Source organism: Shewanella sp. WE21, from assembly GCF_002966515.1.
Lineage (GTDB): Bacteria > Pseudomonadota > Gammaproteobacteria > Enterobacterales > Shewanellaceae > Shewanella > Shewanella oncorhynchi.
Genome location: NZ_CP023019.1, coordinates 1,686,624 through 1,698,981, shown reverse-complemented (window position 1 = coordinate 1,698,981; position 12,358 = coordinate 1,686,624). Strand labels below are relative to the sequence as shown.

At 48.9% G+C, this 12,358-nt stretch carries 9 protein-coding genes; 2 read left to right on the top strand and 7 right to left on the bottom strand.

Annotated elements, in window-relative coordinates; genetic code table 11:
• Window positions 1–206 precede the first annotated feature (206 nt).
• Together CKQ84_RS07270 and CKQ84_RS07265 are read left to right on the top strand one after the other, a co-directional pair.
• A complete protein-coding gene (locus tag CKQ84_RS07270) occupies window positions 207–1,739 on the top strand; it encodes a DUF3612 domain-containing protein (RefSeq protein WP_105250724.1) in 1,533 nt (510 codons plus the stop codon).
• Window positions 1,740–2,102: 363 nt separating this feature from the next.
• On the top strand, window positions 2,103–2,522 hold the full coding sequence (locus CKQ84_RS07265) for an SH3 domain-containing protein (RefSeq protein ID WP_105250723.1): 420 nt from the start codon (window positions 2,103–2,105) through the stop codon (window positions 2,520–2,522).
• 317 nt (window positions 2,523–2,839) lie between these two features.
• On the opposite strand, the gene CKQ84_RS07255 is transcribed toward CKQ84_RS07265, so the two are convergent.
• Genes CKQ84_RS07255 through CKQ84_RS07225 form a run of 7 tightly spaced genes read right to left on the bottom strand, consistent with a single transcriptional unit; the run spans window position 2,840 to window position 12,226 of the window.
• A complete protein-coding gene (locus CKQ84_RS07255; RefSeq protein ID WP_012090624.1) occupies window positions 2,840–3,166 on the bottom strand; it encodes a DUF3325 domain-containing protein in 327 nt (108 codons plus the stop codon).
• Complete coding sequence (locus tag CKQ84_RS07250) at window positions 3,163–4,752, bottom strand: PepSY domain-containing protein (protein ID WP_105250721.1); 1,590 nt, start codon at window positions 4,750–4,752, stop codon at window positions 3,163–3,165. The genes CKQ84_RS07255 and CKQ84_RS07250 overlap by 4 nt, the downstream gene beginning before the upstream one ends.
• Window positions 4,749–5,117 (bottom strand): hypothetical protein, encoded by a 369-nt coding sequence (locus CKQ84_RS07245; protein WP_105250720.1) that lies wholly within the window; start codon window positions 5,115–5,117, stop codon window positions 4,749–4,751. The genes CKQ84_RS07250 and CKQ84_RS07245 overlap by 4 nt, the downstream gene beginning before the upstream one ends.
• Window positions 5,110–8,277 (bottom strand): efflux RND transporter permease subunit, encoded by a 3,168-nt coding sequence (locus CKQ84_RS07240; protein ID WP_105250719.1) that lies wholly within the window; start codon window positions 8,275–8,277, stop codon window positions 5,110–5,112. The genes CKQ84_RS07245 and CKQ84_RS07240 overlap by 8 nt, the downstream gene beginning before the upstream one ends.
• Before the next feature lie 4 nt (window positions 8,278–8,281).
• Window positions 8,282–9,331 (bottom strand): efflux RND transporter periplasmic adaptor subunit, encoded by a 1,050-nt coding sequence (locus CKQ84_RS07235; protein WP_105250718.1) that lies wholly within the window; start codon window positions 9,329–9,331, stop codon window positions 8,282–8,284.
• A gap of 27 nt (window positions 9,332–9,358) precedes the next feature.
• On the bottom strand, window positions 9,359–10,000 hold the full coding sequence (locus tag CKQ84_RS07230) for a nickel transporter (protein ID WP_105250717.1): 642 nt from the start codon (window positions 9,998–10,000) through the stop codon (window positions 9,359–9,361).
• Window positions 10,001–10,039: 39 nt separating this feature from the next.
• Window positions 10,040–12,226 carry a TonB-dependent siderophore receptor gene (locus CKQ84_RS07225; RefSeq protein WP_105250716.1) on the bottom strand — a complete coding sequence of 729 codons (2,187 nt, stop codon included), beginning with the start codon at window positions 12,224–12,226 and terminating at the stop codon, window positions 10,040–10,042.
• Window positions 12,227–12,358 lie beyond the last annotated feature (132 nt).

The window sequence follows — 12,358 nt, the reverse complement described above, 5'->3', positions numbered from 1 at the left end:
TAACTTTTGGCTTATCAAAGTTTGTCTTCAATTTGGTTTGTCCGCTTTGAGTGCTTAGCCACTTTAAGTGTGAGTGGTTGAGCATTTCTTGTACTGGAATGGCTTAGCTTGTTCGCATTAGCCTTTCCTTGATTGCTTGATTTGTAGTCTAGTCTTTTTTTGACTACAATTTCACAATAAAAATTTTACACTGTGAATTTTACAAAATGCGCAATGACCAGAGCTTGATGAGAAAATCACATTTCCTAGGCACAAAAATACGTAACCTACGGAAACGTAATAATTTAACTATGGAAGATTTGTCGGCACGATGCATTCGAGTCGACGCCGGAAGTGCGCCCTCTGTGTCATATTTGTCGATGATCGAACGTGGCAAGCGTGTGCCGAGTGCCGGAATGCTGGCAGTCATCGCCGCGGTTTTTCAAAAAGACGCCGAATGGTTCTTAGACGATGTGCCCGAAGAAAACGCCATTACGCCAGACAAGGGCCGACGTGGTGGCATAAGCGGTATGGCACTCGAACCCAGCTTTTTGTTTTCCAATGATATTTTACAAATAGCGATACCTGAGATGCTGTCGCAGACAGGGATCTCTGGTCGGCAGTTTGCCCATTTATTGATCCGCGCCCATCAAGAACACCATCAAAATCATTTCCCCGATCTTGAACGTGCCGCCGAAGAAGTCGGCCTCAAACGTATGCCCTTATCTCTGGACGATATGCTGGATATTGCTAAGGGAATGGGATTAAAAATCAAGTGGATAGACAGTACGCCACAGGAAGTTATCGATGAAATGGGCGTGAGTTCGCGTCAGTTGGTCACCTCATTTATTGAGCCGCCGAGCACGATTTATGTAAATAAAATCCTCAAAAATCGCCCCAACAGACTCAAATATGATTTAGCCGTGCACATAGGTCATTGCGTGTTGCACAACAAGGACGGCCTCAAGAGTGTGATGATCTCAGGCCGCAAATTAGAAGTGGATGAAGAGGCGGGTATGCAGTCCAATACCTTGAATGCGCAGGATATCTTGCATGCGTGGCGCGATTTTGAATCGAGCTTCTTCGCCGGTGCACTGCTGTGTCCTAAAGTGCCTTATCGCCAATTACTCGACCGCCACGGCTATGAGATTGAGGTACACAAGCAACTGCAAGTGTCAGCCTCAGTCGCCATGCGGCGTATGACTGTCGTCTCTCCTTATCCCCATTGGCATTATTTCGACGCTTACGCTCCGGGCAAACTCAAAGCCGTTTACCGTGGTAACGGTATTCCACTGCCTTGGGGCAATATGCGACTAGTGGAAGACCCTTGTCAGCATTGGGCCGTCTTTAGGATGATCAGTGAGCCGACGGTCGGTACTTCGGCACAGATTTCGATTTTAAACGTCGGCAACGAACCACGCATTTACTGCTGCGAGTCGATTAAAGTCGAAGATTCGGCGGGCAACCCGCATGTGCTCTGTGCTGGCATAGATTTAAATCCAGCGATTGAAGCACAGGGTAAAGATGCTCTCTCAATCGCCCACGACCTGAAAGATGCCTGTGTCGCCAGCGGCGGTTCAGTCACTATTCCCAAACACATTAAAAGCGATCTGGTGAGCGTCGCAAAAATCCTCAATATCAACTGGATAGAACGCGGGATCAAAAACGATGCCCGCCTTATTTGCTCTCGCGGCGCCGTATGCCCACGTCAACCAAGTTGCTATCAAGCAGGTAAATCACAGTGTGATGGGGCAACGTAAATCACTATTTGATTTACGTTGAGTTTTGCGGGCTTACAGCCGAGAAAGTCGTGGGGCTTCACCCCACACCCGACCAAGGAGGACTGCTCGTCCTATCCTCCTTGGATGCTCCATGACGCCCCCAACGGAGTTGAAAGCTCCTTGTGCTCATTGGCAAATTTGCTATCGCTTCCGAAGGATGCGTCCATGCACCTGCGAAAGCTAGCTCGCCATCCATGGCGAGACTCACGCGAATTTACCATTCGCCCTGCGGCAACTCCGAGGGGAATAGTATTCTGCGGCATCAGGTATGAAATTTAGGCCCGAAGAGATTTGCTTGTCATGTCTTTTGGGTGTTAGGTAAGAACATTAAAGGAACTAAATATGAATAGGCTATGGGTGCTAGTGCTAGTATTTTTAATGAGTAATTTGACATCAGTTACTTATGCTAAAAACTGTAAGAAAGGCCAACCATGTGGTAATTCATGCATTTCGTGGAATAAAACTTGTCATGTTGGAACATCAAGTCAGAGCTATAAATCGTCTACATTGTACGGAGCAAATAATATCCAATCCTCTGGGGTTAAAGGTACCAGCGAACCTACATCTGAGAATATACAAGTATTTGAAGTTACAGTAGATAAGCTCAATGTTAGAGATAAGCCTAATCGTAATGGATATCTACTCGGCTCACTTTTAAAAGGAGAGCGTATTGAAGTTATTACTACCAGTGGTGACTGGAAGGTTTTTTTATATAAAAACCAAGTTGCTTGGGTACTTTCGGTTTATTTGAAGCCTTTGTAAGGGGCTTTACTTCATTATCTAGGTCTATTTGTAAAACTTGAAAGAGCGTACTTAAGGTTTGCATTGAGTTGTCGAGATTAAGTACTTGCATGTAAGTGACCGTTGGCGGCATGGATGCCGCCGTCGAGCCTATAGGGATATATTCACGGCGAGTCACTGGAATGCGAGTGCTTAAGCATTTTCACTATAATTCTATCGAATTATAGTTTGGCTATCCGCTTCACATCACACTCAGCGATTTTTTATCAAGCTAAACCTATCTCCTACCTTTCCAACCTCGATCATGATTGACGTTATTCGGCGCTTGGTATGGTGACTTAATACAGCAAACCGAGCAAACACACTACGGTGCTGGCGGGTAATATGGGCTGTAACCAGCGTGGTTTGTAACTGAGTAAAATCACTAGGATTATCGAACTCAAACATACCCAGCCGAGCAATAATACGCTGGCGTACGCTGGGCCGTAATGACGACTGGCAAGCCAATAGCACAGGACGAGCGTTGCAGTACCAGCGGTGCGAAATCCGCGTGCCTGTGCATCGGTTAACGGGCGGTTACGCACGGCGCGGTGGTGGCTAAAATAAGACAAGGCCAACAGCCCCATGGCGATAAAACAGGTTAATAATTCGACTGTGGCTGTCATGATTCAACTCCTAATTCTGCCGTCGCTTTGGTTACCCGTGTAGCCAGCACTTTTTTAGGGCTACGCAAGCGTTTGGCTGCCATGTAAAACAGCGCTGCAAGTGCGAGCATCATGAGATCAAATCCTGCGAGAACATAGGCTTGGCGCTGTAGATTGCTTATCAGTTGATACTGCGAAGTCATGGCGTTGAGCAGAGGTAGCAGGCCATAAAGCAAGGATGTGAGTAAAAAGAGTCGTTGCCATGTTTGTTTATCTCGTTTGAAACAAGCGAGCAGTGCGACTAACGCCCAACTGATAAAGAAACAATGGATTTCCCAGTTCTCTCTATCTGCAAAGGTGACGGGTAAGAGTCGATTGGCATAAAAATAACAGGCTAGCGCAATGGGCAGGCCAGCAAAGGTGGCGAGATTCAACATGTTCACTAGCGTGAGCCCGCTATGATTCTTATCTTTTTTAAGTTGCTTTTGTGCCAGTTTATCGGCCCACATAATCACGCCGCTGGCGATCATCACGCAGCCCGTTAATCCCGCCAGTAAATACAGTAAACGTAGGCCTTGGCCAGCAAAGCGACCACTGTGCAGGGCTATCATGGCACTTTGGGTTTGATTCGCTCCCGAAGTCACAGCCGACTGCGCCAACACAGCACCTGTCACAGTAGACAAGTGATACCAAGGCGCTTGCTGATTTAAGCTGTGCTCAGGGGCGATTTTGACTGTTACGCTGGCATTGCTGTCGTTGAGATTATCAAACTGCAAGCCTTCAAGTGGCGACTCACCCACGACACTGTGAATCGCACTGAGTAAACTCTGACTATCGAGCATAGTGGCTGGCGTGCCAGTGGCGGCGGGAGTTTGGTAAATGGGTTTCCATTGCGAATAAAAGGCTTGAGTTTCATCACCATATTGTGTGTTAAGTCCCCATGGCATATACATAAACATCAAAGTCACTAGGCCGGTATAAGTGATCATAAGATGAAAGGGTAATGCGAGAACTGAGCTGGCGACATGGGCATCTAACCAAGAGCGCGGGCCTTTTCCGGAGCGAAAACTAAAAAAATCCTTAAAAATACGTTTGTGGATCACTATCCCGCTGATGATGGCGACCAACATGAACATAGTGCAAAAGCCGACAATCCAACGCGCCGTGAGCACACTCATGTAGTACAAGTCGAAATGCAGTCGATAGAGAAAGTCGCCCCCTCGGCTTTCCCGTGCTTCAGGTAAGGCTTCACCTGTTGCAGGGTTAATAAAGCCTTGATGATAATCACCAAATCGCTGGCCTTCAGCGGCGGGATCGCTCCATGCATAGGTCAGTAATGGCACCCGTTGTGTGGGTAAGTAAATCCACCACGACTCAGCGTCAGGCGCTTGTTGTGCTAAGGACGTGAGGCCCTTGAGTATCAATTGTTGATTATCCGCATTGGCATCATATTGGCTGCCGTGGTTTTCGGGTTGCATCCACAGGTTGATTTCAGCACGGTAATAGGCCGCTGTTCCGGCGAAAAAAACCAGAAACAACACCCAGCAGGTGAGCAATCCAACCCAAGTGTGTAGCCAAGTCATTGAACGAAAAAAGGAGTCTTTCATAATCCACTCCCTTGAGCACTTGTTGCATCAAACGCTTTAGCGGCGAGGTAAGCTAAATACAGCAGACCGCTAAGCGCGAATAAATCCAGCCAGTATCGCCATGTTGATTTAACGCTGAACACCCAAATCACTGCGCAGGTGTACACAGTAAATGACAGCATCATGGCGGTTAACACCCGATCAACCTGAGATAACGGCAGGATTTGCGCGAGCAAAATAGTCGCGACTGCACTTAACAAATAGCCACCAAAGGTTGCTGCGAGACAGCGATTACCTATGTGCAGGCTATCGCTCCAGATGGCTGACGTTTTCCAGCGCATCAGTCTTTGTGTTAACGGTGGAGTCATGTTGGTTTTTTCAGTCATGATGGTGTGCCACTTCTGCTGAATTTGTCTTGTGGGTGCGGGATAGCACAGAGATTAACAGGGCGGGTAAAAAGGTTAAGCTGAGTAGCGTTGCCACGATAAGGCCTGCCAATACCACTATGCCAACGCCGCGGTAGAGTTCGCTGCCAGCACCGGGGAATAACACCAACGGCAATAAGCCAAACAAGGTCGTCGCGGTAGACATTAGAATTGGTCGTAATCGACTGGCGACGGCAGATTTGACGGCATCAACGACACTAAACTGACTCGATTGCAGGTTTTTACGGCTCTGTTCCACGATCAAAATCGGGTTGTTAACGACTGTGCCTAATAGGATTAGAAATCCAAGCATAGTAATCATATCAAAGGGTTGGTGCCAACCTTGGCCGCCAAGATACGCAAATAAGCTGCCAGTATAATTAAGCGCTTGTAAGCCGACTAACCCGCCAGCGAGTCCGAGCGGGATAGTGATCAGCACAAATAACGGATAACCCCAGTGATTAAAAATCGCCACTAATAACAAATAGATGATCAACACGGCGACCAGAAAATTGCTGGAGAGTGCCGCTTTTGTCGCTTCGAGCTGATCGGCTGCGCCCGAAATGTCCAAACTGACATCTTTGCCGACAGCACCCTGTTGATAGAGGATGGGGACTAATTCTTCCCGCACCTTAGCTACCGCGGTTTCTAACGCAATGGAACGCGGCGGAATGATGTAAAGAGTCACGGTTCTGCGGCCATCGACGCGGCGTAAACTGTCGCTATCCATCTGCTCGCTAATGTCGGCCAAGGCTTGCAGTGGCAGTACATTGCCCTTAGGCGTGACTATCGGAGCGAGCGCTAATTGCGACAGACTCTGTTGATTGCCTGCCAGACTAAATAGAAAGATATCCACCTTGTTATCATTGAGGAAAAACTCGTCGACATAGGCGCCATCGCTCAGTGCCGAAACCGCATAGCCAAACTCGCTGCCGCTGAAATCTTGTTCTACAAGACGTTGCCAGCGAGGGGAGATCTGCCACAGCGGTTGGTCTAGCGACAAGGTCGATGGGTCAGAATACAGCTGCGGTTCGGCAAATACTTTTTCCGCCGCTTGATACGCCGCTTCTGCAGCACGATAGAGGCTGGCTTGATTCGGGCCAGAAATATCCAAGGCGACAGCGCGGGTGCCACCATCGTTGCTGGAAATTATGGAACCCCGCGATGAATAGGCGCGCATGCCAGGATATTGCTCAAACAAGGCGGTGAGTGAGCTCATCATGGCATCCATATCTTGGCTGCGAACGGGTTCGCTCATCACCCAAATACTGCCGACACCCACGCTGAGGGTATAGTATTTTAGCGGCGGGATCTTTTGCTCACCACGTTCAAAGGATGCCACCTCGGCATTGACTCTCGCGGATAGCTGAGTCGTTAATTCTTCTGCAATTTTAGCCATTTCCGATAGGTTGTAACCCGGCGGCGCGACCATAGAAGTAAAGGCTTTTGGTTCTTCGCCTTCGGGTAAATATTCGGCCGGAGGCATCAGCCAAGCCGCAAGCCCGATCGTCGAGACGAGTGACAGCACAATCACAAAGGTGCGGCGTCTTGCCGACAGTACAAGTTGGCTGACTAAGCTCAATATGCGTGATGCTTTGGGGGGCTCACTTTGGTTTGTCTGCGCCGAGTGCATCTTACCGAAACCAAAACGGGCAATAGCGGCGGGTACGATGAACACCGCGACCAGCATAGAAGCGATAATGGATGAAGCGATGGCAATCGCGATATCCGAGTACAGTTGTCCCGCTTCTTGTTTGATAAATAGAATGGGTACAAACACTAGTACTGTGGTGAGCGTCGAGGCCAGTACCGCAGGCCACACATCGTAGATACCACTTATGGCTGCTTCGAGACGATCTAATCCGCGTCTGCGCGCTTGTTCAATGCTTTCGAGCACCACAATGCTGTTATCGACCGTCATGCCTATGGCAAAGGCAACACCCGCCAATGAAATGACATTAATGGTGCGATCAAACACCAGCAGCCCGACGAAGGCGGCTAAGGTACACAGCGGAATACCGATAACACCAATCAGGGTGGCTCGATTCGAGCGCAAGAAGAGGTACATGACCAAGGTTGCCAGTAAGGCACCTAGACCTAAATTCACCCAGACATTTTCAACTGAATCTTGCACATAGCGCACATCATCACTGAATAACTCTAACTGCATGGCGTGCTGGGCGAGTTGATTTTGATTGATCTGCGCTATCACGGGCATCATGGCATCTTTGATGGCGATAACGTTAGAACCGACATCCCGTTTGACCGCTAAGCTGAGGGTACGTTCTTGTTCGGCAAAGGACAGTTCTCGGATCTCGGCGTGGTCGAGTTTTATCTCGGCAACGTCTTGCAGCAGAATATTCGTATTACCTTGGCGTTTTAAAATCAGTTGCTTAAGTTGATTTAAATCCTCAAAACGGCCAATTACCCGCAGTAAATAACGTTTTTTACCACTGTCGATATCGCCCGCAGAAGTGTCCTTGTTGCGATCTCGAATGGCTTGGCGCACGTCCATAATGCTGATGCCACGTTGGGCGAGTTTGGCGGGATCGAGCCGTATTTGAATTTGCCGTTCAGCGCCGCCTTGAATAGTGACGGAGGAAACGCCTTTGACGCGCTCCATTTGTGGGCGAATAAAGTCGTTAGCGAAATCGCGCATCATGTCTATGTCTAGATTCAGCGGGTTCCCCGCGACAGGCACGAGGCGGAAATACATGAAAGCGTTGTCTGAATATGAACTGCTGTAAAGCCTTGGTTGATCGACGTTTTCAGGGTAGGACGATACTTGGCTGAGCGCATTGCTAACACGAATAAGCGCGTCGCTTATCTCAGTGCTTTGGGGGAATTCGAGTTCTATCCATGCCGAACCCGTATCGGCCCAAGAGGTCATGCGTTGTAAGTTGGGCAGGGTGCGCAGGTAGCGTTCCTGCTCAAGCAGAATTTCTTTTTCGACGTCTTGCGGTGTCGCTCCCGGCCAACCTGTGGCCACGCTGATGGTGCGCACATCTAAGTCGGGGATCATTTGGATTGGGATACGCAGTGCTGCAGCCGTGCCCAATACGCAAAATATCAAGACGATGACCGACAGTAAGGTGCCATGTTTAATTCCAAACTTCAGCATCCCACTAACCTCCTACTGCAGAGTTGAGTACAGAGACTGGCTGTTGGTCTTGTAGGCTTTCGTTACCGCGGATCACTACGGGCGCGTCTTTAGGTAATGGGCTAAGGATTTCAATCCCGATGGCGCTCGTGTGGCCCACTTGAACGGTATGCCGTTGGGCTATGTTGTTTTGCACGGTAAAGACACTGAACTGGCCGTCCGGGTGACGGACTAGCGCATCTTGCGGCACGACAACACTGTGTTGCGCCCGCTGTAAGTGGAAGGTCGCAGTGGCCGATGTGCCGGGCATCAAAAGTCCACTCGCATCAGGAATGGTTAAGCGCACCAAGAAGCTGCGAGCATTGTGGTCGCTCACGGGGACGAGTGCATTCACATGGCCGATAAACTGCTGTTCAGGCAGCATATCTGCGGCAATATCGACTTGAGTTGCAGTGGCTATGTTTTGGAACATTTCCTGTGGGACTTGAATATCGAGCCAGAGCTGTTCTTGGGATACTAAGGTGAAGATTTCAGTGCCGACATTGACCCATTCACCAGTTTCAGTTTGTTTGCTTGAAATCACTCCCGCAAACGGCGCGATCAGTTGGTGGCGGGCGACCACCTCTTTTTGGTGTGCTAATGCCGCCGTTAAACTCTGCAGATTAGCTTCGGCTTCGGTTAACGCCGCTTGGCGAATCGCGCGCTCAGTTTCGGGGAATAATTGCTGAGAACTGAGTGTTTGCGCTTCGGTGAGGAGTCGCTGTTTTTCTGCCAGCATGGTCTTAGCGGCCATTACATCGGCCTGACGCTGTGCTAATTGGTGTATGGCTAAGGTGTCATCGAGTGCGAGTAGAGGCTGGCCAGCGCGGACTTGCGAGCCCGCATCGACCAGCACTTTGGCGACTAGGCCATCGGTACGTGCAGATAAGCGGGCTACCCGTGCGGATTTAATGGAGCCACTGAGTGGCAAAAGTTCATTGGTACTGCCTGTTTGGGGCAAGGCGACTGTTACAGGTGCTGTGCTTGCGTGGACTGCAGAACACAGCATGTATAAACCTATCATTAAATAACGCACGTTAACTCCATCTCAATATTAAGATTATTACTGAGTGATAAAACTCGTGGTGGTGATGTGTAAAACGCTATCAACCTCGTTGCCTGCGAGTGTTTGTTTACCTTCTGTGGTGTGATTACTGACGAGTAAGTAGCGGCCCGCATCTGGGGTATCGAGGGCGAATTTACCTTGGGCATCGGTGGTGAAAGACTTGCTCCAAAAACCGGGGCGATACACTTGCACTGGATGATTCACCAGTGGCGCGCCTTTATAGCTAAGCACAAACTCGGGAACGCCTGACTTTACTGGCGTAAATTCAAAATCTTGCAGCGCTTTTGTGTGTTCTTGTCCCGTGCGGGCATAGAGTATTGCGGCCTGCAATCCGGTCTCGGTTTTCCATGGTTGCCACGCAGTATCGGCATAGAAACTGATGTCACTCTTGCTATCTTGGGTTTTGACCAGTAGATGATCGGCCTGTGCTGTGGCGGTTAACGGTGTCTTGGCATTGGCGGCGAAAATACGCGCCGCGCTTAACGATGCTAACTCTTCTGCCGAAGCCTGCTCTGAACCCGGTTCGCCAAATTGCACTTTAACCGAACCATCGTTATTACGCTCAAGCCATACTTCATGTGCTTGAGCCGAAAAAGCGATACCGCCGAGTAAAGTGAGTATTACAAGTGCTTGTTTCATTTGATCATCCTTAATGTTATTTCTGGTTAGGGCTATGTTTTAGAGCGTCCAACGTAGTGACAGTGTGGCATTACGTGGCTCGCCAAAGTCGGCGTAACCCCAGAGTGAACGGTTGTAGTTCTTGTCGAAAATATTGTTAATGTTCAATTGCATAGAAATAGATGGTGTGATTTGGTAGCCAAACATTAAGTCAACGAGTGAGTAGGCGGATTGTGTTTGGCGGTAAGCCACATTCGGCGCGCCATCGACACCCCAAATAGTGCCTTGATAGAAGGTGCTGCTCTGCCAGCGCCAGCTCGCACCTGCAGTAATGCCCGGCAGAATATCTTCAAAGTTATATTTAGTGGTGAGTTTGAAGATATCTTCGGGCAGATAAGTTTGACGACGTAGGCCATCTTTATCTTCTGCATTGTTGTGGGTATAACCACCGCTGATATCCCATAAGTCGGTAAGACGTCCGGCTATTTCTAACTCATAGCCTTTGGTGGTAATCCCATCCACACTTTCGTAGATAGAGTCACCGGAAGGTAGCTGACCTTTCCCTGCATATTCGGGTTCGTTGTCTTTATTGGTTTCGTAGACGGCGGCTGACATGTTTAGCGTGTCATCGAACAGCGCGACCTTGACGCCGCCTTCGACGTTTGTGCCTTCTGCAGGTTCGAGCAGTTGGCCATCTTCACCAAAATAGGTGCCAGGTTTGAAGATTTCAGTACGGCTAGCGTAGACAGCGATCTGCTCGGTCACATCGTAGACTAGGCCGTAGTAGGGGATGAAAATACCGGTTTTTTCCATGGTTGCATCTGTGCTGTTACCCACGAGATCATGCTTTTCATAGGACCAGTTACTTACGCGTCCACCGACCATTAATTTCAGTGAATCCAACAGATTGACACGGACAGTGCCGTAAACACCCGATTGGCTTTGCTCATTGGTTTGGCCATTGGTGGGTGAATTAGGAATATTAGGCTTGGGGTAATTGCCCTGATCCGCGACGTTATAGCGACGTTGGGGGGCGGAGTTCGTGTTGATGTTATCGAACTCGTTGTCACCATAGTTAAAACCGATCACAGCGCTATGTTCACGGCCGAGTAAGTCGAAGTTACCCGTTGCATACAGGTTGAAACTGTTGGTATCGGATTCACGATCATGTTGGGCTGCATAGGTATTGCCCCAAGGGCCAACAAATTCGCCGGTTGATTTGATGATATAATCGCCAGGGTAAAAGGCCAATGCGTCTATGGTGGCGTTGGCGATACGATAGGCACTGACGAGTGACCAGTCGTTATCGAATCTATGTTTAAATTCGGCCATGAGACTCTTTTGGGTCACGTCCCAATGGGTCCAGTCCTGTGAGCTAGAGTAGCTGCGGCCAAAATCGACAGCTGTGCCATCGGTATAAAATGCGGGATTAGAGTTCCAGTTATACACACCGTCGGTTTGTGATTTTTGATAGTCCGCAAACAGCGACAAGCTAGTATCGGTACTTAGACTCGTTTCAACTACGCCATAGAGCACTGTGGTATCGCGCTGATAGCGATCGATAAAAGAATCGCCTTTCTTCACCGCACTGACGAATCGACCTTTCACATTGCCCGAATCCGTTAGCCAGCCAGAAACATCGGCCTCAAGTCTATAGGTATTCCATGAGCCATAACTTGCACTTGCCGTGGCACGGGTGTCATCCGTTGGGCGTTTACGAATAAAATTAACCGTGGCAGAAGGTTCACCTAAACCACTTAAGATCCCAGCCGCACCTTTTAATACTTCAACCCGTTCGGCAATCACAGGGTCTAAACCTTGATCAATTGAGCCGCTGTAAACATGGGATGAAGAGGTCGTGATTAAGCCGTCAATTTGGACCCCACTGTCGAGTGCATAGCCGCGCACGAATATCTGACTATTTTCAGAGGCATCGCCCACCATAGTGACGCCAGGAGTGTGATTTAACACTGACTCCATAGTGACCAAACCTTTGTCACTGATCATTTCTTCGGTAATCAAAGTGACGCTTTGTGGGGTTTCTTTGAGTGACATAGACAAACCCGTGGCGCTATTCATTGCCGCGCGGGTGTATGTTCCTACCACGTTCAATCTTTCTATCTGTTCTGTATCTTTTTTCTCATCTTGCTTAGGGTCAGCATTGGCTTGAACCGTCAGAGTAAGTGTGCTGAGAAGTACAGGGATCAATGGCGAGCGCCAAGACGTTAAAACAGATAGGGGAGGCATGGTATTTCAATCCTTTCAGGCGATTTCAGATTAAATGATGATTGGTGATCCTGAGCGCAAATAAAGTGTTTAGGTGCAAATGAGAATCGATCGCATGATAGGTTTGTTGAAAATAAATGCAATATGCTCAAT

Excerpts from the sequence above, each read along its gene's own strand:
- CKQ84_RS07225 (WP_105250716.1), bottom strand. The coding sequence starts at position 12,226 with ATGCCTCCCCTATCTGTTTTAACGTCTTGGCGCTCGCCATTGATCCCT.
- CKQ84_RS07245 (WP_105250720.1), bottom strand. The coding sequence starts at position 5,117 with ATGACTGAAAAAACCAACATGACTCCACCGTTAACACAAAGACTGATG.
- CKQ84_RS07270 (WP_105250724.1), top strand. The coding sequence starts at position 207 with ATGCGCAATGACCAGAGCTTGATGAGAAAATCACATTTCCTAGGCACA.
- CKQ84_RS07250 (WP_105250721.1), bottom strand. The coding sequence starts at position 4,752 with ATGAAAGACTCCTTTTTTCGTTCAATGACTTGGCTACACACTTGGGTT.
- CKQ84_RS07255 (WP_012090624.1), bottom strand. The coding sequence starts at position 3,166 with ATGACAGCCACAGTCGAATTATTAACCTGTTTTATCGCCATGGGGCTG.
- CKQ84_RS07230 (WP_105250717.1), bottom strand. The coding sequence starts at position 10,000 with ATGAAACAAGCACTTGTAATACTCACTTTACTCGGCGGTATCGCTTTT.
- CKQ84_RS07240 (WP_105250719.1), bottom strand. The coding sequence starts at position 8,277 with ATGCTGAAGTTTGGAATTAAACATGGCACCTTACTGTCGGTCATCGTC.
- CKQ84_RS07265 (WP_105250723.1), top strand. The coding sequence starts at position 2,103 with ATGAATAGGCTATGGGTGCTAGTGCTAGTATTTTTAATGAGTAATTTG.